Raw genomic sequence first — 20869 nt, forward strand, 5'->3', positions numbered from 1 at the left:
GCCAACCATACCTTGAAGATAAATGCTCCGCTGGTGGGCTACCGGGACACAAGTATCTGGAGTACGAGATCAAAATTCTGTCCAGAGAGTATGGCTGGGATACGATCAGCCCGGAGGGCTTTTGTTTATTATGAGGAGGCCATTGCTGGAAAACCTGCAACTATGCCGCTTGAACCGCCCCCTTCTCTCCAACCATTGACTGCTGTAATTGGACCACTCGACCCTTGGTTAAGTACCATTCGTCCCTTTGGCACTTATGCCCTCCAGGGGTTAAGTTTTTGGGAAGACACTTTGCTGGCAGTGGATACAGTCCGGGGATACCTGCTCCAAGTCACTGTGACCAACGGCGACACGCAGATTCTAAACGCACATCACACGGCAGACTTTTTAGATGCGACGGGTTTAGCGGTTCAGGGGGACAAACTTTGGTTTACACGAGGCAGTAGCGTTTACTATTGCACCCTGAGCGATCTGACACCGCACCACTTTGTCACTTTGCCCTACCAGATTGATGGCGTGGCGGTTTGGCAATCCACTGTTTATGTGAGTTCTCAAAAACTCGGTTACATCGTGATTTTTGAGGCGGCTACGGCTCGGCAAATTACCCGATTTCCTACGCCGGGGGTAGGCAGCGAGCACCTAACTGTAAGGGACGAAGAACTATGGGTCAGCGATCGCATTGAGCAAACTGTTTACTGTCTCGATCGCGGCACCGGAGAGATTCGCTTCAGTGTCCTAACGCCTTTCGATCAGCCCACAGGTTTAGCCTTTCACCGTCATCCTGCCACTGGGCAAGACATTCTCTATGTGGCTTATGCGGGGGAAGAACCCTACATTCGCGATAACCCCAATGCTGATCCGTCCCATGAACTCGCCATTCGCGATCGCACGTTCATCCATCCCTTGCACTTTCACTATTACGAAGACGAGCGCTATGCCCTCTCTAACGGCTACTTGATTGAAATGTCTTATGTAGAGGAACTGCAACCGCTAGAGGAAGTGCATTTAGAAAACGTGGAGTGGCGGATTGCGCTGCCTGCGGAAACTAATCGGCAAAAGGTCAGGCAGGTGGAACCGGTTGGGGTGCCGTTTACAGAAGAACTGCACGATGGGCAAAGGGTGGCAGTATTTAAGTTTGCTGCGTTGAAGCCTGGAGAGCGGCGATTATTGGGCTGGAAGGCGCTTTTAGAAGTGTGGAGTATTAAATACCAGCTTGCTCCACGTGAAGTAGAGAATGCTCCAGCGTTATCGCCGGAGTTTCAGACTCGCTACTTAGTGGATGATGATGAGTTGGCAATGGACAAAGCTCCCATTCGTTGGGCTGCCCAAGCCGCAGTCGGCACAGAAACCAATCTGTTGCGCCGAGTTTTGAAGATTCGTAATTATGTTTACGATCGCCTCTCCTATGGCATCAAACCGCATATCGACACTCCTGATGTTGTGCTAGAGCGGGGCATTGGTTCCTGTGGGGAATATGTGGGCTTAATTTTAGCGTTGGCTCGCCTGAATGGAATTGCCTGCCGCACTGTGGGTCGCTACAAGTGCCCACCTTATGCTGAGCGCCAATTTGTCCCTTTAGAACCTGACTTCAATCACGTTTGGATTGAGTTCTACATCCCAGGATTTGGTTGGCTACCAATGGAATCCAACCCAGATGATGTGGTCGATCGCGGCCCCTACCCAACTCGTTTCTTTATGGGCTTGGCTTGGTATCACGCTGAAATGGCGAAAGGTGTTTCGTTTGAAAACGTCAGAGTTCAAGGTGCGCCGATTAGCGAATCCCACGACATTTCTCTGGGAGATTTATCGATCAATCACATCAAATTCAAAATATTAGGAGAACTCGCTCCATCTGCATAAAGGCTACGAAAGCCAACCGAGAAAGATAAGACATTTATCAATTAGGTTGGGCCACTCTATCGGCAGGGCAAACTGAAGTTGAAGGGTGAACCTCACCTCAAAATTTCTTTGCCCTTTCAATTCAGTGCGTTATGACTTCTTTGTCCTCGAAGCAAGTTGTCTTAGAATCGTCGTTAGCGCAAGGGCGATCGCTTTAGCTTCTAGATTTGAGAAGTCAGATCAAATCGAACTCACGATTCAAAACTCTGGTTGTGAAATTCCTGAGCCTGCCTTATCTCACATCTTTGAGAAATTTTATCGAGTTCCCAGCCATGCCCCTTGGAAACAGGGAGGCACAGGTTTGGGGTTAGCTTTAGTAGAGAAGCTGGTAGCACTGCTCAATGGCGAGATTAAAGTTGAAAGTCGAGTAAATCAAGTCATTTTTAGGGTGACGTTGCCAGGACAAGAGTTGGGCGAGATGAACTGAGTAAGTTTGTGTATTGGAAGCACTTGTTGAATTCTTAGCCGCAAATCGAGACTCAGGTCGTGGCTTGGAGTCTGTAGCCTTACTCCTGAATGAGAACAAACCTGCTTCAATGAGAACTGGGTAGCGCGATCGCAAACCTGAGTTGTAGCAAGTTTGGTGTTTACGGGGAAGGGATAGTGAAGTCATGGATGTGATTCCAGCTATTGATCTGCTAGAAGGTCGCTGTGTCCGGTTGTACCAGGGTGACTACGCCCAATCACAAGTGTTTGATGAAAATCCGGTGGCAGTGGCGCGGCAGTGGGCGGAACAAGGCGCACCTCGATTGCACTTGGTGGATTTAGATGGTGCTAAAGCTGGACATCCGGTGAATTTGCCAGTGATTGAGGCAATTGTGCGAGCGGTGGATGTGCCAGTTCAAGTGGGGGGCGGTTTGCGCGATCGCCAGAGTGTGGCTAATCTGCTGGCTACAGGCGTGCAACGCGCTATTTTGGGCACCGTGGCCGTGGAGCAACCGGATTTAGTGGCCGAACTCTGCCAAGAATTTCCCGGTCAGATTGTGGTGGGGATTGATGCCCGCAACGGCAAGGTAGCCACACGCGGTTGGCTGGAAACCTCGGAAGTGTTAGCCACCGAGTTGGCGCAGCGTATGGCCCAACTGGGCGCAGCCGCAATTATCTACACCGACATTCACCGCGACGGCACGCTGCAAGGCCCCAATCTAGACGCATTGCGAGAATTAGCTACAGCGATCGCCATCCCAGTCATTGCGTCGGGTGGAGTCAGCTCTGTCACCGATTTACTGAGCTTACTGGGGCTAGAACCCTCCGGGGTGACAGGGGCGATCGTCGGTCGAGCGATTTACACCGGAGACGTAGACTTGAAAGAAGCGCTCCGAGCCGTGGGCCAAGGTCGCTGGCAGGATGTTCCTCCTGATTTCGGCACTTCTGCTTTTGCCTAGTTTTGTCTAACGGGCTTTTTGGAAAAACACAGTTTGGCCTTGGTGCAATTCCACAGCGAAGCGATCGCAAGCTTTCGGGCTATTCAGGTAACGGGCTTCTTGCAAGAGTTGTGCCTGAGTTTGGTCACTCTTGAACAAATTGAGCAGAAGAGCTTCACGCACGTTACCAGTGTCGAAAACGGCTTGGCGATCGAGCTGTGCTAGAGCTTCACGGCAAACCTGAAACACCTTTTGAGCTTCTAGAAGGTATCGGCAATCTGCTTCAGACCAAGTACTTTCTAGAAGGTCTTCTACCTCAGCATAAAATTCTTGGCCTTGAGCATGGTAGGTCCAGTCCCAGGGCGACCAGCGTAAACTTTGTTGATACAAGTTGCTCGGCTTGCCGTACTTATGAGCATACTCTTGGGCCAGCCGAGTCAACCCTGCTTCTGTGTTGGCAGTGGGTGTAATGGAAGTGCCTTCCCGGCAAATGTAGAGGCCGAAAACATAGAAAGACTCAGCTTCAGCAACTGCTTTGGTTTGGGCAAATGCTTCAGCTGTGGCAGAAATCAAAGCCTTTTTCAGCTTTGCGTAATCGAAATTCAGTTGCATACAAACTCAGTACAGTAGGATCGCGTTATCGGACTCGAAATTCCACCACGTCGCGCCGAATCGTGACATCAAAGTTGCCAAAGAAATCGTGACCGAGCAATCCAGTATCTAAGTCAGGCCCCGCGATCGCAACTGATACATTGCTAGCAACTGCACCATCTACTTCAATCGAATCGACAAAGCCGACGGGAATTTCTACTCCTTTTTGGCTGGCTGTGTCTACCAAGGCTTTGGTAACGGGTTTGACACCCATAGCAGCTGCCATTTGCTGAGTAATCAAGGTGCCGCTTGCGCCCGTATCCACAATCATCTCAAAGGTTTGATTGCCGTTAAAGGTGACATCAATGACGGGAGTGCCGCCTTCTCGGCGCTTGATCGGAGCCTCAAAAACTCGTTCGCGTCTAGGTGCAGATTGAGTCGGTCGGGTCGCAACATTAGAGCGTGATGCCTCTACGGGTTGTGGGATCGGGGGAGGCGCTAAAGCAATCACGCTCTCAGCCGGAGGCTCGGCCGCCCCATCTGGCTTGGTGGCTTGTTTTTTGGCGTACGTGAGTTGCTGTTGATACTCGCTAATTTTTTCTTTAACTAGCAATTGGTAAGGGCTGGAGTTTGGCACCTGTTTGAGGAAGGCGATCGCTTCTTGCCACTGGCTCACCACTAACTTCCAGTCATCTTGGGATTGCGCGGAGGCTCCAATGCTAGCAGCACTGGCAGCGCGATCGAGCGCAAACTCAAAGGGGTCCAGTTCTGGAGTAGGCGGAGACGCAGGTTCTTCAATCACTACAGGTGAGGGATCAATCGGTAATGCAGCCACTGGCGCAGCACTGGGAGTAGGCGTGGGGGCAGGCTGACTCTGCGCCGAAGGCTTGATCGAGGAACCGCTGCAACCTGTACTAGCCAGCGTTAAGACACCCGACACAATCAGCAAAATCGCTCTCGACGGAAAAAGCTTTGGCATAGGAAGGCAAACAACTGCCGTGGGATGGTTTAAAGTCTACAAGCTAGATATTTTCAGTTTTCACTCTTCTACTTTAGACTCACCGACCCCAGCTGAGATTCCGTACAGGGCGATCGCCTACTCAAAAGACGGTTGGCTTGTTTAGTCAATTGAGCGGCACCAAGCTGGAATCAGCTAGGTTTAGTTTAGACACTGAATAAGTTGATATTGATTCACAACATCCAAGTGGGGCCAAGCCAGTGAAGCGTGCAAGTTTGATCATGAATCCGGTTTCCGGTACGGATGAGCCTAACCCCATGAAGCTGCCCGATATCATTGCTGCCTTGGAGACAGAAGATATTCGAGCTGATCTCGCATTTACCAAGCCAGATGAATCTCCGGCGCTACTGGCCCAACGAGCCGTAGAAGAAGGATATGACATGGTGATTGTGGGGGGTGGAGATGGCACGGTCAGTGAAGTCGCAAAAGGGCTGATTCACGCTCCAATTCCGCTGGGCATTGTTCCCATTGGCACGTATAACAACATTGCTCGTAGCCTCAGCATACCGACCGATCTGGCTCAAGCCTGTCAAGTGATTGCCCAAGGGCAAATTAAAAGTATTGATGTCGGACAAGCTAACAACGACGCTGAGCACTACTTTTTTGAGGCCGCTGGGGTAGGGCTAGATGCGGCTCTCTTTCCCTTAGGGGAGGAAGTGAAAGATGGGCAATGGGGACGAACGCTGCAAGCTGTCCGCTTAGCCATCAGTTATCAACCTCAGCGCTTGAAAATTGAGTTAGATCGTCCCTTGGCAAACGCGACGACACGCACCTCCCTGCGTCAACGATTTTTGCGCCGCCAACTCGCAACTCGCAGCGAATTTCAGCTCCAAGCTCTGCTAGTTGTGATTGCCAATGGTCCCTATTATGGAACCGGATTTACGGTGGCTCCTGATGCACTGATGGATGATGGGCTGCTGACTGTCAGCGTTTATCGCAAGTTCAGCAAATGGGAACTAGTGCGTCATTTTTGGTCTATTAGTCGAGGTCAGTACCACTACAACCCCAAAATTGAAACTTACCAAGTGGCAAAGGTGCGTCTTAGTTCACCTACCAAGCTGCCTTTTCATATTGATGGGCATCAAATTGGTGAGTTGCCTGTGACATTCCAAGTTGTACACCAGGCTCTGAAAGTGCTCGTTCCAACAGAGACAAGTTCGCCCTAATGTGCTCCTACTGGGCCAGTCGGATTCGGCAGTTTTCGATACGACACTTACAATTGGGCATGGGATAATAGCGTCCGGCAAGTAGTTTTCAAGTATCAGTTTCCAAGGTCCTCCTATCTAGACTTCTATGGCTCTTTCTGCCCCTCAACCTGCTCTTTTAGTTCTTGCGGATGGTTCAGTTTACCGGGGGTGGTCTTTTGGTGCGCCTGGGACCACCATTGGCGAAGTTGTGTTCAACACAGGAATGACGGGTTATCAGGAGGTTTTGACCGATCCCAGCTATTGCGGTCAAATTGTTACCTTCACTTATCCTGAGTTGGGAAATACTGGCGTAAACCCTGAAGATGATGAATCTGCACGGCCTCAGGTACGAGGGGCGATCGCTCGCAATATTTGCCCACGCCCGAGCAATTGGCGATCGACCCAATCTTTATCGGACTACCTGAAGCAACACAACATTCCAGGCATTTACGGCATTGATACCCGCGCCTTGACGCGTAAGCTTCGCTCTGCTGGAGCCATGAATGGGGCAATCTCGACCGAAATTCTTGATCCCACAGAACTGCTGGAGCAGGTGCAAAATGCACCCAGTATGGCTGGTCTCAACTTAGTCCAGGAAGTAACGACCTCAACGATTTACGAATGGTCTGACCCCACCGATTCCGTGTGGGAGTTCAGCCCTACTGCTCAGAACGATGAGAGTGGCTCGACTTTGTTAACCGTGGTGGCGTTGGACTTTGGGATTAAGCGCAATATTTTGCGTCGTCTGGCTAGCTACGGTTGCCGAGTCCTTGTGGTTCCAGCCGACACGCCTCCTGACGAAATCATGAAATACAATCCAGACGGGATTTTTCTCTCGAATGGACCCGGTGACCCGGCGGCAGTAACCGAAGGTATTGCCACGACCAAGGCACTCTTGACCAGCCAAAAACCCATCTTCGGCATATGCATGGGCCACCAGATCTTAGGGTTGTCGTTGGGGGCAGAAACCTTCAAGCTCAAGTTTGGTCATCGAGGACTCAATCAACCTGCTGGATTAAAGCAGCGAATTGAGATCACCAGCCAAAATCATGGCTTCGCGATCGCGCCAGAATCCTTGCCTGGTGCAGATGTGGAGATCACCCACCTCAACCTCAACGATCGCACGGTAGCAGGCTTGCGGCACAAATCCTTGCCATTGTTCTCAGTGCAATATCACCCGGAAGCTAGTCCTGGGCCGCATGACGCAGATTATTTGTTTGAAAACTTTGTACAGGCCATGCGAGCTGCCAAAACTAACGGCGATCGCCCTACAGCCGTCGCCACCGAAGCAACGTCCTAAAAAACTGAAAGTTGCAAACTTGAGGTTACAGGCATGGAGCTAAGGATTATACTGGCATGAGTTGTCCTGAAAACTGGCTAAAGTGTATACTGGAGCCTCGAATTATGGACATTTTTTGTTAGGAGGGATTTATTCCTGAGCCACTCACCCTGACCGTTAGCCTTAGAGGCACACGCGAAGTCAGAGATAATTGCCAACTCTTCCGTCTGACGGGTCTGTTAGATGCATTTTCTGAACCTACCTTTCGTAAGGTGCTCACAAAATGCGTCGAAGAAGGCCCCAAGCATGTCATTTTGGATCTTTCCCATATCGACTTTGTTGATAGTTCTGGACTGGGTGCACTGGTGCAGCTAGCCAAAAAGGCGCAAGCCGCTGAGGGAACCTTGCAGATTGTCACTAATCCTCGAGTGACCCAAACTGTGAAGCTAGTTCGTTTAGAGCAATTCTTAGCTCTGCAAACTTCAGTCGATGTGGCCTTAGAGAACGTCAAGTCAGCTTGACTCATGCAAAAGTCGCGCCATCAAGCTATCCAGTTAGGCCTGGATAGCTTGTCATTCTGCAAAAATGGCTAGGCTGTAGCGAATCAATCGACTGACCTATGATGGAAAATAACGGTTCTGTGAGATCTAGCTGACAAGGTAAGAGCTGTCTGTGAAAGCAGAAGAAGATTGCTTAGAAATTTCGGATACACAGGCAGCTCAAGACCTGGCTAGCCCAGCTAATTTTCTGCCCACTGCTCAGTTGCAGACGATTTCACCAGGTGCGTTGGCTTACTTGGGAGATGCGGTTTATGAATTGTATATCCGCTCTCAGTACCTGCTTCCTCCCAAGCGACTGCAAAGCTATCATCAGCGAGTTGTGGCGCAAGTTCGAGCTGAAAGCCAGGCTCACCATCTGCGATCGCTAGAGTCTTTGTTGACCGGCGAAGAGTTAGAAATTCTGAGACGAGGACGTAACGCCGCTTCTAGCCGCTCTAAGCGAGTGAATCCAGAAATCTATCAGCAGGCGACTAGTCTAGAAGCTTTAATGGGCTATCTATACCTAACCAATCCCCAGCGTTTGGCTTACTTATTGGCCCAACTGAAACTAGACCCAACGCTAGAGGAGTAGCTACCTCCTGGTCAACATAATGAGCCTCAGACCAGTGGGGACTTGAAGGCTCCGGGATATAAATTTTTCGAATTATTGAGAGAATAATATGGCCGCCAAGAAGAATTACTCTAAAGACCGCGGTAGAGCCGCTGAAGGCAAAGGGTCTCAATCGCAAGGTCAGTCAGGAGACCGCCAAGGCCGCCCCATCCCGAAGGATGCGTCTCGCAGCTCAAGTCCTCGTCTGCGCACAAAATCTGCTAAGGAGCGCCCCTCTGGTAAGGGAACCGATTATAGAGCGGGAGAATACCGAGGCAGCGACCGGAGGGGGACAGGTGACGGAGAGCCTAGAGTCAGGCCTACTGCAAACACAGGAGATTTCCAGGCTCCTCGGCAACGCTCAGATAAACCCATTCGTAACTTTGATAAGCGGGAGCCCACCTCTGAGAGCCGCGATCGCAGCTTTGGAGAGCGCGATCGCAGTTCTGGTCGTCCCGAAGGACGGGAGCGTAACTTTGGCCCCCGTGAACGCAGTTTTGAGCCGCGTGAGCGGGGTTCGGAAGGGCGGGAACGCAGCCCTGAAAATCGTGGCCGCAGCTTTGGAGAGCGCGATCGCAGTTCTAGTTCTGAAAGCCGCAGCGAAGGCCGCAACGAAGGCCGCGATCGGAGTTTCGGTCGTCCTGAAGGACGGGAACGTAACTTTGGCGGTCGTGAGCGCAGCTTTGAGGGTCGCGGTGGCTCAGAAGGACGGGGTCGCAGTTTTGAAGGGCGGAGTGAAGGTCGCGATCGCAAGTTTGAGGGGCGGAGTGAAGGTCGCGATCGAGGGCAGGAAAACCGCGATCGCCGTTTTGACGAGACTTCCACTAAACCTGCTGGCGAGTCCGAAGAAAGCGACTTGATCTATGGTCGTCATCCGGTGCTAACGGCCTTGGAAAACCAACATCCGCTCAATCGGATCTGGATTACTCCTCGACTGCGTTATGACCCTCGATTTCATACCGTGCTGCTGCAAGCCAAAGCCAATGGCACTGTCATTGACGAAGTAGAGCCGCAACGTCTCAGCTACATTGCGCCAGGTGCAAATCATCAAGGTGTGATTGCCCAGGTTGCACCCTATGAATATGCTGATTTAGGCGATTTGATTGCCCAAGCCCAAGCAGCAACGGCTCAGCCCTTAATCATTGTGGCGGATGGGATCACCGACCCCCACAACTTAGGAGCGATTATTCGGACTGCTGAAGCGCTAGGAGCCCAAGGCCTGGTGATCCCACAACGCCGAGCTTCGGGGATTACATCCGTTGTGAAGAAAGTAGCAGCAGGGGCTTTAGAAACATTTCCTGTTTCTAGGGTCGTCAATCTCACCCGGGCTTTAGAAGAACTCAAGACTGCCGGATTCTGGATTTACGGTACTGCTGCGGGAGCGAGCGAGCCCGTCCCCACGGTGAAGTTTTCTGGCCCGATTGTCCTGGTTATCGGTTCGGAAGGGGAAGGTTTAAGCTTAACGGTACAGCGCTGCTGTGATGTTTTAGTCTCCATTCCGTTAAGCGGCAAGACTCCCAGCCTCAATGCTTCCGTTGCCACAGGAATGGTACTTTATGAAATTTATCGACAGCGGCATGGCACCTCCTTTGATTTTGTCAACATGCCTAACAAGGAAGGAATTGAAAAAAGAAATGCAACAGAGTATAACAAAGTGTAAATAATAACGACAGTAAAAGCCTGCGTAGCACCCCGTAAAACGTTGGTAATCGGCACAGAAAAAGAATCATGAAAGAAGTTTTGGTCAGTTTTCTCGAGACTCTTGGGCTCGCTTTTTGGGTTGAGATTGTTACTGATAGGCCTCGGTGTACTTACTACTTCGGGCCATTCCTCAGTTCTCAAGAAGCTCAAGTTGCCAAATCTGGTTACGTTGAGGATTTGGAGCAAGAAGGCGCTCAAGGGATTCGAGTCACAGTAAAGCGCTGCAAAACCCCTGCCGACCTAACAATCGCGGATGATTTGGAGGTAAAAATGCCTCTGGGAAAGTCTCGGATTCTTAGCGGGCAGTTTTAGTAGTGTGAGTTGTCACGCTCAAAATTGCCTTTAAACCTGTGGCTACCCTTGAGGTTCGCTAAGAAAACCAACCTAATTTGATTTCACCACTTCTGGATGGAGAGCTAGCCACCGATCAATATCTTTTACGACTTGATCGGGGATCTCCCAAGGGAACAGGTGAGCTGTGTTTGAGTAGCAATGCCATTGACTGTTCTGGAGGTGCTGAGCAGTCTCCCAACTAGATTGAGCCGTGATGTGGCGATCTTCGGCACCCGCTAAGACTAAGCTGGGACAAGTAATTTGAGCGAGATCCGCTAGGCGGTTATAGTCTTTTCTCAAAGCGGCTGTCAGAGCTTGGGTGGCTTCTCGTGAGGTGCGGAGGTAAGCAACTAGTGCCTCATCGGCTAAATATTGGTAGGCGATCGCGGTGTGCTGCTGAATCAGATAGCGGTAGAGCGATCGCTTGCCAAAGGCTTCAATATTCCACTGCCAACCGGGGGAAAGGCGATTGATCATCGATGCTAACCCCGTATAGAAATTGTCCTGCCAAGTGATGGGCGGATGGCTACCACGTGGGCGAGCTGCTGTCGCAACCAAAATTAAGCCACTGACTCGTTCGGGAAATTTTAGGGCTAGCTCCATCGCCAAAATGCCACCTAACGACCAACCCAAAACTAAGCAACGCGAAACTTGATAGCGATCGAGCACCGCTTCTAGATCCAGTAGATGATCTTCCATCTCAAAAGCTTGCTGAGCAGGGCTGTTGCCATAACCCCGTAAATCCGGCGCAATGGTCTGGAAACGCTGCGATAAATGATTGGTAAACACTGACAAACTACTGCCTGATCCGGGATGGCCGTGCAGACAAAGAATGGGAAATCCTTGCCCTTGGTTCTGCACATGTAAACGAGCAGCTTGAGCAGTGCGATCGAAACTCGAATTTTGCGATTGCATCTTAACCCCTAATTTCTCAATTTCTATAGTGGCTGACCAGAACTTTATTCGCCTAAACAGATAAGGTGTATTTGCAGAAACGTATACTAAAGTTTTGGACTTTGAGTCAGGAAGAGGTCGCTGCATGGCATCCATCCGCGAGTTGCATCAACAGCTTGTCAGCAAAGAGCGCTCGGCTGTGGAAATTACCCAAGAAGCTCTAGAGCGTATTCAAGCCCTAGAGCCGAAATTGCATAGCTTTCTGTGCGTCACGGCAGATCGGGCGCTAGAGCAAGCACGGCAAGTCGATGCCAAAATTGCGGTAGGGGAAGAAATCGGACTGTTAGCAGGTATCCCTGTAGGGATTAAGGACAATCTCTGTACGCAGGGTATTCCCACGACCTGCGGTTCGCGAATTTTAGAAAACTTTGTGCCGCCCTACGAGTCCACAGTGACCCAGAAGCTTGCTGCCGCTGGGGCTGTAATGGTGGGTAAAACCAACCTAGACGAGTTTGCGATGGGTAGCTCCACCGAAAACTCAGCGTATCAAGTCACTGCCAATCCTTGGGATCTAGAGCGTGTGCCTGGTGGCTCCTCTGGTGGCTCGGCGGCGGCGGTTGCGGCTAGAGAGTGCGTAGTCGCTTTGGGATCGGATACCGGCGGATCGATTCGGCAACCCGCTTCCTTCTGCGGCGTGGTGGGTCTGAAGCCAACTTATGGCTTGGTTTCGCGCTATGGTTTGGTGGCTTATGCTTCTTCGTTAGATCAAATTGGGCCGTTTGGTCGCAGTGTCGAAGATGCGGCCGTGTTGTTGCAGGCGATCGCAGGCTACGATGCCAAAGACTCGACCAGCCTTAACGTAGAAATCCCGGACTACTCAAAATTTCTCAAGCCTGATCTCAAACCTAGAGGTCGGCGCAAGATTGGGGTAATTCAAGAAACCTTTGGCGAAGGACTTGATCCGGTCGTAGAAGCAGCAGTCACCAAAGCGATTCAACAGCTTCAAGATTTGGGTGCGGAAATTCAAGTAATTTCTTGTCCTAGTTTCCGCTACGGTTTGCCGACTTACTACATCATTGCGCCCTCTGAAGCTTCGGCTAATTTGGCTCGCTATGATGGCGTGAAATATGGCTTCCGCTCGGAAGACCCTGATAACATCCTGGCGATGTATACCAAGACCCGGGCTCAAGGGTTTGGCTCTGAGGTGAAGCGGCGGATCATGATTGGCACCTATGCTTTGTCTGCTGGATACTACGACGCTTATTACCTGAAGGCGCAAAAGGTTCGGACTTTGATCAAGCAAGACTTCGAGCGAGCCTTTGAACAAGTGGATCTGTTAGTTTGTCCCACTGCCCCTTCTACGGCATTTAAGGCAGGTGAGAAAACGGCTGATCCGTTAAGCATGTATCTGTCTGACTTGATGACCATTCCGGTGAACTTAGCGGGCTTACCAGGCTTGAGCGTTCCCTGTGGCTTTGATGACAAAGGCATGCCCATTGGTCTACAGATGATCAGCAATGTGCTGCGGGAAGATATCTTGTTCCAGGTTGCCTATGCCTATGAGCAATCTACGCCTTGGCACGAGCAGTTGCCCTATCTGGGTTAACTCTGTTTTCTCTCTAAAGATCCATTAGTGAACATTGAGAGTCTAGTTATTATGCCTTCAGTCTTCCTATAGGGATGACGCAATTTCTAGACTCTAAGGCAGGATATATGAAGTTAGGCTCATTTTGGCAACTCTCCTCCCTGACGCTAGCTTTAGTGGGTGCTGTTCACGCGATCGCCCCGAGCGCTCAAGCTCATCATGATCCGATCCACTCTGCTGAAGAAACAGTGACTCGTACAGTTGCGAGTCCTGACACCACAATGCCTCTGGCGCTAGGAAGCAGCTTGTTACTAGGAGTCGCGGCAGCAGGCTCCTACTATGTGTTCAAGCGGCGCTCTATTTAGCTGGAGTGGCACTTAGCTAAAGTGGTACAGAGAATGGCGCTAGTCAGTAACAACTTCAACGGGCGTTACGGCTAGCGCTCTTCATTGGCTCTGGAATTGAAACTTATGTCCACGCTGGTTTTGCTGTTCAAACTCTTGCTGAAGTTACTGCTGGTCTTGGGAGGAGGACTGGCGATCGCCTATTTAGCAGCTTGTGTCTTCCTGTTGTTTCGACAAAATCGTTTTATCTTTTTTCCTGCTCCCGTTAGCGAAACCACACCCGCAGTTGTCAATCTGGTTTATCAAGATATCTGGATACCCATCACCACTCCTACAAGCAAAGCAGAGCGCTTACATGGATGGTGGATGCCCGCTACAGGGCCAGAGCAAGGCGTGATTTTGTATGTACATGGCAATGGGGCGAATGTGGGAGCCACTGTATCCCAGTCTCAGCGGTTTCATCAACTAGGGCTGTCTGTCTTTGTGTTTGACTACCGAGGATATGGTCGCAGCGAGGGCAGTTTTCCTACCGAGGCGCAGGTTTATGCAGATACGCAAGCTGCGTGGAACTATTTAACTCAAGTCCGGGAGATTCCATCGGAGCAAATTTTTCTTTATGGTCATTCATTAGGTGGGGCGATCGCGATCGACTTAGCCATCAAGCAGCCTGAAGTCGCTGGGCTGATCGTAGAAAGCAGTTTTACTTCCATGCGCCGGATGGTCGATGTTCGAGGTGGATTTGGTCTATTTCCAGCAGATCTGTTGTTGACGCAGAAGTTTAACTCCTTGGAAAAGGTGCGATCGCTGAAGACACCTGTGTTGTTCATCCACGGTACTTTGGATTTGACAGTCCCCGCAGAAATGAGCCGCACTTTATTCCAGGCAGCACCAGAACCCAAGCAACTTTTATTGGTGGAGGATGCGGGACACAATGATGTCGCTGCCATTGGTGAGGGCCGCTATCTTCAAGTGATTCAACAATTTGTGGAGCAGGTGCAGACTAGGCAAAAACAAACTGCTATTTCTTAGTGATTGAGGAGTGAGGCGCTAAGTTAGCGATCGCCTAAAATTAGGAGGTAGCAGGGCTTTGCTGAGAACTGTATACCCAAGCTACTTAGTTGTGAAGTGTTGTTTTGAGCGATATCAACCTTGATCTCCCTGATTTGTTCGTCTGGGAAGGTTGGAATAAAGTCAGATAAACCGTAAATTTGCGGATAAGCTTATTGAGGGGTGCGTAAACGGCTAGTACGCCTGGTGAGCGTGCTAAATGTCATTTAATTCACTGGAAGCCAAGATTGAGTTGCAGGTTGATGACTGCTGAAGAAGCATTAGGAATTGTTGAGCAGGTTCTAGAGGTAGGCCGTTTAAATAAAGTGCAAGAGACGGTATTTAAGCGAGCTTGGGAAGGATGGTCATATTCAGAAATCGCGAAAGAATCTGGCTATGACCAAGGCTATATCAAAGATACGGGTGCTAAGTTGTGGCAGTTACTCTCGGATGCTTTAGGCGAGAGAGTCACAAAATTCAACTGCCCAACCGTGTTGAAGCGATCGCAAGCCAAGCGCCAGGAAGTTGCAGTTAGCGATCGAGGAGACAGTAGCACCTCCTTAGCTCACGCTTCTAGCTCCTCACTCCCGGCTCAAGATTGGGGAGAAGCGATTGATGTGTCGATCTTTTATGGTCGAGCCGATGAACTCAGCACTTTGCGTCAGTGGGTGCAGCAAGATCGTTGCCGTCTCGTCACCCTTTTGGGGATGGGAGGGATTGGTAAAACAGCTTTGTCTGTCAAAGTTGGGGAGCAATTACAGGGTGAGTTTGAGTATCTGATTTGGCGATCGCTGCGAGATGCCCCGCCGCTACCAGAGCTACTCGCAACTTTGATCAAGTTTTTATCTCGTCAGCAAGACATCACCTTGCCAGAAAGTTTAAGCGGCCAGCTTTCTCGTCTGTTGGAGCTGTTACGAGGATCTCGCTGTCTACTGATTCTGGATAACTTTGAGGCGATCCTCCAAGGAGGTATGCGAGCAGGAGCTTACCGCAGCGGTTATGAAAGCTATGGAGAGTTGCTGAGGCGGGTCGGCGAGATCTCCCATCAAAGTTGCTTGGTGATTACGACTCGGGAGAAACCTCAAGAAGTCGGAGCGCTAGAAGGAGATTTGCTACCCGTGCGAACGCTGCCAGTAGCTGGGTTAGAGGCGATCGCAGGGCATGAAATTTTGCTGGCTAAAGGATTGGCAGGTTCGACCACCGAACAAGAGCAGTTGATCGAGCACTACCGAGGAAATCCGTTGGCGCTCAAGATTGCCGCTACCTCAATTCAGGATTTATTTGCCGGTGATATTGCAGCGTTTCTCGACCAAGGTATGGGAGCGTTTAACGGCATTGCGACCTTACTGACTCAACAGTTTGAGCGCTTGTCAGACATAGAAGCTCAGGTGATGTATTGGCTAGCAATTAATCGGGAACCAGTTGTTCCGGCAGAATTGCAAGTCAACATGATACCGGAGATTTCCAGACCCAAATTGATGGAGACTCTGGAATCGCTGACATGGCGCTGTCTGATTGACACAGCCAAGCCGACTGCTGGTGCGACTCGCCCACTGGGATTTACGCAACAGCCCGTGGTGATGGAATATGTGACCGAGAAACTGATCGAGCAAGTCTGTGAGGAGATCGTCACAGTGTCTCCTCGCTTGCTGTTGAGTCATGTATTGATGCAGGGGCAAGCCAAAGAGTATGTTCGGGAAAGCCAAATTCGGCTCATTCTAAAAGCTGTGGTGGAGCGATCGCTGACCAAATTAGGCTCTCTGCAACAGCTTGAGCAAAAACTGAATCAGCTGCTGACTCAGCTACAGAACCAATCACTCAGCTTCACCGGATATGGCGGTGGCAATCTCCTCAACTTATTTCGTCAGCTAGAGACGAATTTAGCAGGTTATGATTTTTCCGGGTTAAAGATCCGCCAAGCCTATCTACAAGATGTCAATTTACACGAAGTAAATTTCGCTCAGGCAGAATTCATTCACTGTGTTTTTGCAGCGACTTTCGGCGGCATTACTTCCGTAGCCTTTAACGCCGATGGTCAGCTCTTAGCCACCAGTGATACCAATGGCGACATTCATATTTGGAGGGCAACAAACAGCAAGCAGATGGTAGCTTGCAAAGGCCATAATAGTTGGGTTTGGGCGGTTGCTTTTAACCAGGACAGCCGAATTTTAGCTAGTTGTGGGCAAGATCATACAGTGCGGCTGTGGAATGTAGAAACAGGACAATGTCTCAAAACTTTGCATGGACACACCAGCATTGTCACGGCGATCGCCTTTGCGCCTCATCCTAGTTTTCCCGATAGTACAACGGCGCAAATTCTCATTAGTAGTAGTACCGACCATACCATCCGCATTTGGGATATCCAGACAGGAGATTGCTTAAGAGTTTTGGCAGGGCATACCGCTTGTGTCTGGGCGGTGAGTGTTGCTGCTAATGGCCAAACCCTAGCCAGTGCAGGTGAAGATCAAACCATCAAGCTCTGGGCGATCGCCACAGGAGAATGTTTCAAAAGCTTCCCGGCACATAGTCATTGGATTAAAGCGCTGGCACTCAGTCCAGATGGGCAAACGCTGGTGAGTGGCAGTTTTGACAATACCGTGAAGCTCTGGAATGCTAGCACGGGAGAATGTCTGAAAACGCTTCCAGGGCATGTCAGCACCGTAGCCTCTGTCGCGTTCAGCCCGAACGGCAAAGTGGTTGCTAGTGGTAGCTATGACCAAACTGTAAAGCTGTGGAGTGTGCCTTCAGGTAAATGTCTCACTACTTTAGAAAAACATACCAATCGAGTTTGGTCTGTAGCTTTTCACCCAGAGGGACAGCTACTCGCAAGCGGGGGAGATGACCATACGGCCAGAATTTGGGATATCTCTACGAGCCAATGTGCCAGAACTATTCAGGGGCACAGCAACTCGATTTATGCGATCGCCCTCAGCCCAGATCAGCAATGGCTCGCGAGTGGTCATGAAGACCAAACAGTTAGATTATGGGATTTCAACGCCATAGATTCAGACGCATCTCGCAGTTTGACCTACCCACTGAAAAAAATCTTTCGCGGACATACGAATCGTATCTTTGGCGTCGCCTTTACGCCGGATAGTCAAACTTTAGTAACAGGCAGCTTAGACCGCACAATTAAACTGTGGAATGTGCAAACTGGAGAATGCCTAAAAACATTGCAAGGTCACACCAGTTGGGTTTGGGCGATCGCCTTAAGTCCAGATGGCAGATTAGTCGCCAGTGGTAGTTACGACCATCTAGTCAAGTTGTGGGACATCACCAGTGGAGAATGTCTCCAGACATTGTCAGGACATACGAGTTCTGTGTTGTCAGTTGCCTTTAGTCCAGATGGCCGCTTGCTTGCGAGTGGTGGTTATGAGCAAATGATTAATCTGTGGGATGTGGCTACAGGCCAATGTCTCAGAACCCTCCAAGCACATGCTAATCGAGTGTGGTCTGTGTCGTTTTGCCCGGATGGCCAACTATTGGCAACCGGGGGAGATGACTTCACCGTCAAACTGTGGAATATCGCCACTGGAGAATGTGAGAGAACTCTGTCAGGACATACTAGTGCCGTCCTATCCATTCTCTTTCATCCCAGCAGTGACCAGCTCATTACTGGTAGTGCTGACAGAACGATTAAGATCTGGAGCTTAACTACCGGAGAATGTCTCAACACCTTGTCGGGTCATCAAAACTGGGTTTGGTCCTTGCTCTTGGATGCTCATCATTACCTGTTGTGGAGTGGTAGCCAAGACGAAACGATGAAGTGTTGGGATCTGGAAACTGGAACCTGTCTCAATACCCTGCAACCACCCCGACCCTATGAAGGAATGAATATTACAGAGGTCAAAGGCTTAACAGAAGCCCAAAAAACCACATTAATCGCCTTGGGAGCGATCGCTGACTCATAGCGGCACCCCAAACTAGCGTTACTCTGCACTCAAAGATTTGGTTAAACCCCGCGGGCGATCGACATCTAGCCCCCGATACACCGTGATGTAATAGGCCAAGAGTTGTAAGGGAATCACCGTCAAAATCGGCGAGAGCAACTCATCTACCTCTGGGATTGGCAGCAACGAATCAAACAAAGCGGCGGCTTCAGAATTTTCAGGCGTGGTAATGCCAATTAACCTAGCGCCACGAGATTTCACCTTTTGCAGATTCGCCAAAGTTTTGTCATAAACTTGCCCTGGCATCGCGATCGCAACCACCGTTACTTGCTCATCCAGAATCGCGATCGGCCCGTGGAGAAACTCTCCCGCCGCATAACCTTCAGCATGGATATAGCTGGTTTCCTTTAGCTTCAAGGCTCCTTCGAGCGCAATGGGGTAATTAATCCCCCTAGCCAAAAAGATAAAATCTTGAGTATCCACCAACTCTTTCGCTAGTTGGGCGATCGCGTCTGTTGCTGCTAAGATTTGGGAGATCTTTTCGGGCAACCGTTCTAGTTCTCTGAGCAAGATATCGAGGCGATCGCTAGAGAGCGTTTGGCGGCGACAAGCCAGATCCAGCGCCAAGGTGTAGAACACTATTAACTGAGCGACAAAACTCTTGGTTGCTGCCACTCCCACTTCTTGTTCAGAAGGTGCATGTAGGATATGGTCTACTCGTTGCTGTAGGGTACTGTCCGGTTGATTGGTTAAACCTAGCAAGCGAGGACGACAGGATATAGCGAGCTGAGACCGCCGTTGTTGCTCGAATGTCAGCGCCTTGAGTGTGTCTGATGTTTCTCCCGATTGAGTGACCGCGATCGTCAGTGTATTGGCAGTTAGGGGAAATGGGTGATCTGGAAACTCCGAAGCATAACGAACTCTAGTCGGGATACCTGCCAACTGTTCTAGCCAGTATTGCCCAACTAAACTGGCATGGAGACTGGTGCCACAAGCAACAATGTGAATTTCGGCCAAACCGTTATAGAGGTTGGCTGGCAATCCCAGATGGATTGGAGACTCTGAAGTGCGATTCTGTGTCCAATCCAAATTCAGATACTTCTCTAGGCAAGCCCAAACGACATCAGGTTGCTCATAGATCTCCTTCAGCATGAAATGCCGAAATTCTAGGTGCCGAAATTCTGGGCGATCGTCCAGCATGGAGGATTAAGTTTAACAGGGCTGACAACATTGCTGACAATATTAATAGCAACCCAAGCTAGCTTAAAAAACATGGGGCAGAAGACCGAATTATTCACTGACGATCTTTCTGCCCCTTAGTAGATGGACGGAGAATTCAGCTTACTGATAAACCGTAACGGTTGGTAATTTGATCTGAACTGTGGGAGTCGCAGGTGCCTGGGTGCTGCTTTGCTCTCCTACTGTGGGCACCACGAAACCCCCCTTACTAGGTGCACTGGGGGAGGGAATAACAGATGGGAGACTGGGAGCGGGTGTCACCTTAATACCGCTGTTGGGTAAAGGACGACTGGAGTTAGTCACGGGGGGAATGCTCACCGCAGGCGTGATGGTGGGGAGCTTGACACTAGAAGTGCTGGGTCTATTTCCCGTCTTGGTTTCTGGTAAGGGTACCAGAATAGGAACAGACGTGGATGCAGTTGGTTTCGGAGACGTTACCCCAATTGGCTGACTAATCGGTTGACCAATCGGCTGGCTAACGGGCTGACTTGTGGATTGAGGAGGAGGGACTGGCACTGGAATCACAGTTGCAGTCGTGGGGGTTTTGGGAATCACTACTGGGGGTTGAGCAGGCCGAACGGTCCCAATTGGTTGCGTGGGTCGAACGATCCCAATTGGTTGAGTAGGTCGAGCCGATGGTAGGGGAGCAGGAACAGTTACAGGTCCATTGGCAGGCCGAGTCGGGCCAGTCGTCGGCAGAGCCGCAGGTTTGGTAGAGCCCACCGCAGGAATCGTGGTAGGTGGAGTCGAACCCGTGGCAATATTGCTGGGTAGTAAGGTCTCTGGAGCCAAATCGTTGGTGAGGTAAACATGACCCAGTGGGCGATCGTTGTAAACGCGCTTACTCAACCGCCAACCTGGATCAAGAAAAATCTTGGCGAAGCCTGAGTCTAAGCCACGGGTTCTGCCAATTTCCAACGCTGGTAAATTTTGTCCCCGGTTGGGTTGCCCGATGAGCACCAATTCATTGTTGCGTTTGACCACTCGCAAACTATACTTCAAGCCTAGGTCTTGACCTGCCATCCGCACAGAGTAGCCATTGCTATCGGTGCTACGTCCACAAATGCCAGTGAAATCAAAGCCGAGTAACAGCGGTTCTACAGGTGTATGGCTTCCTGTGGCGATTCCGCCTTCTTGCCAGCAGGCCTGCTTATTGGAGACCTGTTCTAAGATGAGGAGTTGGTGAGCTTGTCGGCCATAGGGAGCAGCTACCGCAATAAATTTGCTCTGATCTACCTCTTGTTGACTGAAGGTAGCAGCCGCGATCGCTGGATTAACGGAACTGATGGCACTCAACGCTAGCGTGGCTGAGACAGCCAATTGGAGTCGCAGGGAATTCGACATAGTGG

18 protein-coding genes are annotated in these 20869 nt (G+C 50.4%); 13 read left to right on the top strand and 5 right to left on the bottom strand.

From position 1 onward, the window contains the following. Positions 1-162: 162 nt before the first annotated feature. The 3 genes from H6F68_RS16875 (at position 163) to hisA (ending at position 3284) form a co-directional block, all read left to right on the top strand. Entirely contained in the window at positions 163-1860 is a 1698-nt protein-coding gene (locus tag H6F68_RS16875) for a transglutaminase family protein (RefSeq protein ID WP_190560768.1), read from the top strand. Positions 1861-1945: 85 nt separating this feature from the next. Then, a complete protein-coding gene (locus H6F68_RS28515) occupies positions 1946-2326 on the top strand; it encodes an ATP-binding protein (protein ID WP_190560770.1) in 381 nt (126 codons plus the stop codon). 184 nt (positions 2327-2510) lie between these two features. Next, positions 2511-3284 (top strand): 1-(5-phosphoribosyl)-5-[(5-phosphoribosylamino)methylideneamino]imidazole-4-carboxamide isomerase, encoded by a 774-nt coding sequence (hisA, locus tag H6F68_RS16885; RefSeq protein ID WP_190560772.1) that lies wholly within the window; start codon positions 2511-2513, stop codon positions 3282-3284. 6 nt (positions 3285-3290) lie between these two features. On the opposite strand, the gene H6F68_RS16890 is transcribed toward hisA, so the two are convergent. Both H6F68_RS16890 and H6F68_RS16895 read right to left on the bottom strand, forming a co-directional pair. Then, a complete protein-coding gene (locus H6F68_RS16890; protein ID WP_190560774.1) occupies positions 3291-3875 on the bottom strand; it encodes a DUF4303 domain-containing protein in 585 nt (194 codons plus the stop codon). A gap of 25 nt (positions 3876-3900) precedes the next feature. Beyond that, a complete protein-coding gene (locus tag H6F68_RS16895) occupies positions 3901-4833 on the bottom strand; it encodes a TIGR02281 family clan AA aspartic protease (protein ID WP_190560777.1) in 933 nt (310 codons plus the stop codon). A 239-nt stretch (positions 4834-5072) separates the two neighbouring features. Between H6F68_RS16895 and H6F68_RS16900 the strand changes: the two genes are divergently transcribed. The 6 genes from H6F68_RS16900 to H6F68_RS16925 all read left to right on the top strand — a co-directional run bounded on the left by H6F68_RS16900 (position 5073) and on the right by H6F68_RS16925 (position 10500). Further along, positions 5073-6038, top strand: coding sequence for a diacylglycerol kinase family lipid kinase (locus H6F68_RS16900; RefSeq protein WP_313930184.1), 966 nt, complete (start codon positions 5073-5075; stop codon positions 6036-6038). Between the two features lie 127 nt (positions 6039-6165). Further along, positions 6166-7359 (top strand): glutamine-hydrolyzing carbamoyl-phosphate synthase small subunit, encoded by a 1194-nt coding sequence (carA, locus tag H6F68_RS16905; protein WP_190560780.1) that lies wholly within the window; start codon positions 6166-6168, stop codon positions 7357-7359. A 149-nt stretch (positions 7360-7508) separates the two neighbouring features. Next, the gene (locus tag H6F68_RS16910) at positions 7509-7859 is read left to right on the top strand and encodes an STAS domain-containing protein (RefSeq protein WP_199295836.1); all 351 of its coding nucleotides are present in this window, start codon (positions 7509-7511) and stop codon (positions 7857-7859) included. Between the two features lie 151 nt (positions 7860-8010). Next, positions 8011-8469, top strand: a complete 459-nt coding sequence (locus H6F68_RS16915; RefSeq protein ID WP_190560782.1) for a ribonuclease III domain-containing protein — start codon at positions 8011-8013, stop codon at positions 8467-8469. Between the two features lie 88 nt (positions 8470-8557). Next, entirely contained in the window at positions 8558-10147 is a 1590-nt protein-coding gene (gene rlmB, locus H6F68_RS29820; RefSeq protein WP_190560784.1) for a 23S rRNA (guanosine(2251)-2'-O)-methyltransferase RlmB, read from the top strand. Between the two features lie 68 nt (positions 10148-10215). After that, positions 10216-10500: a DUF1816 domain-containing protein gene (locus H6F68_RS16925; protein WP_190439644.1), complete on the top strand. Its 285-nt coding sequence runs from the start codon at positions 10216-10218 to the stop codon at positions 10498-10500. A 72-nt stretch (positions 10501-10572) separates the two neighbouring features. Here H6F68_RS16925 and H6F68_RS16930 read toward each other — a convergent pair whose 3' ends face one another. Then, positions 10573-11436 (bottom strand): alpha/beta fold hydrolase, encoded by an 864-nt coding sequence (locus H6F68_RS16930; protein WP_190560787.1) that lies wholly within the window; start codon positions 11434-11436, stop codon positions 10573-10575. A gap of 124 nt (positions 11437-11560) precedes the next feature. Here H6F68_RS16930 and gatA point away from each other — a divergent pair, with 124 nt between their 5' ends. From gatA to H6F68_RS16950, 4 genes are all read left to right on the top strand, one after another. Next, the gene (gene gatA, locus H6F68_RS16935; RefSeq protein WP_190560789.1) at positions 11561-13021 is read left to right on the top strand and encodes an Asp-tRNA(Asn)/Glu-tRNA(Gln) amidotransferase subunit GatA; all 1461 of its coding nucleotides are present in this window, start codon (positions 11561-11563) and stop codon (positions 13019-13021) included. Between the two features lie 74 nt (positions 13022-13095). Continuing rightward, on the top strand, positions 13096-13365 hold the full coding sequence (locus H6F68_RS16940; RefSeq protein ID WP_190560791.1) for a hypothetical protein: 270 nt from the start codon (positions 13096-13098) through the stop codon (positions 13363-13365). Between the two features lie 105 nt (positions 13366-13470). Beyond that, entirely contained in the window at positions 13471-14373 is a 903-nt protein-coding gene (locus H6F68_RS16945) for an alpha/beta hydrolase (protein WP_190560793.1), read from the top strand. A gap of 281 nt (positions 14374-14654) precedes the next feature. Then, entirely contained in the window at positions 14655-18302 is a 3648-nt protein-coding gene (locus tag H6F68_RS16950) for an NB-ARC domain-containing protein (protein ID WP_190560795.1), read from the top strand. A gap of 18 nt (positions 18303-18320) precedes the next feature. Here H6F68_RS16950 and H6F68_RS16955 read toward each other — a convergent pair whose 3' ends face one another. Beyond that, a complete protein-coding gene (locus H6F68_RS16955; protein ID WP_190560797.1) occupies positions 18321-19481 on the bottom strand; it encodes an isomerizing glutamine--fructose-6-phosphate transaminase in 1161 nt (386 codons plus the stop codon). A gap of 141 nt (positions 19482-19622) precedes the next feature. After that, a complete protein-coding gene (locus H6F68_RS16960) occupies positions 19623-20864 on the bottom strand; it encodes a DUF3747 domain-containing protein (RefSeq protein ID WP_190560799.1) in 1242 nt (413 codons plus the stop codon). Between the last annotated feature and the right edge of the window lie 5 nt (positions 20865-20869).

This window comes from Trichocoleus sp. FACHB-262 (assembly GCF_014696035.1).
GTDB lineage: Bacteria > Cyanobacteriota > Cyanobacteriia > FACHB-46 > FACHB-46 > Trichocoleus.

Excerpts from the sequence above, each read along its gene's own strand:
- H6F68_RS16875 (WP_190560768.1), top strand. The coding sequence starts at position 163 with ATGCCGCTTGAACCGCCCCCTTCTCTCCAACCATTGACTGCTGTAATT.
- hisA (WP_190560772.1), top strand. The coding sequence starts at position 2,511 with ATGGATGTGATTCCAGCTATTGATCTGCTAGAAGGTCGCTGTGTCCGG.
- H6F68_RS16890 (WP_190560774.1), bottom strand. The coding sequence starts at position 3,875 with ATGCAACTGAATTTCGATTACGCAAAGCTGAAAAAGGCTTTGATTTCT.
- H6F68_RS16895 (WP_190560777.1), bottom strand. The coding sequence starts at position 4,833 with ATGCCAAAGCTTTTTCCGTCGAGAGCGATTTTGCTGATTGTGTCGGGT.
- carA (WP_190560780.1), top strand. The coding sequence starts at position 6,166 with ATGGCTCTTTCTGCCCCTCAACCTGCTCTTTTAGTTCTTGCGGATGGT.
- rlmB (WP_190560784.1), top strand. The coding sequence starts at position 8,558 with ATGGCCGCCAAGAAGAATTACTCTAAAGACCGCGGTAGAGCCGCTGAA.
- H6F68_RS16925 (WP_190439644.1), top strand. The coding sequence starts at position 10,216 with ATGAAAGAAGTTTTGGTCAGTTTTCTCGAGACTCTTGGGCTCGCTTTT.
- H6F68_RS16930 (WP_190560787.1), bottom strand. The coding sequence starts at position 11,436 with ATGCAATCGCAAAATTCGAGTTTCGATCGCACTGCTCAAGCTGCTCGT.
- gatA (WP_190560789.1), top strand. The coding sequence starts at position 11,561 with ATGGCATCCATCCGCGAGTTGCATCAACAGCTTGTCAGCAAAGAGCGC.
- H6F68_RS16940 (WP_190560791.1), top strand. The coding sequence starts at position 13,096 with ATGACGCAATTTCTAGACTCTAAGGCAGGATATATGAAGTTAGGCTCA.
- H6F68_RS16945 (WP_190560793.1), top strand. The coding sequence starts at position 13,471 with ATGTCCACGCTGGTTTTGCTGTTCAAACTCTTGCTGAAGTTACTGCTG.
- H6F68_RS16950 (WP_190560795.1), top strand. The coding sequence starts at position 14,655 with ATGACTGCTGAAGAAGCATTAGGAATTGTTGAGCAGGTTCTAGAGGTA.
- H6F68_RS16955 (WP_190560797.1), bottom strand. The coding sequence starts at position 19,481 with ATGCTGGACGATCGCCCAGAATTTCGGCACCTAGAATTTCGGCATTTC.
- H6F68_RS16960 (WP_190560799.1), bottom strand. The coding sequence starts at position 20,864 with ATGTCGAATTCCCTGCGACTCCAATTGGCTGTCTCAGCCACGCTAGCG.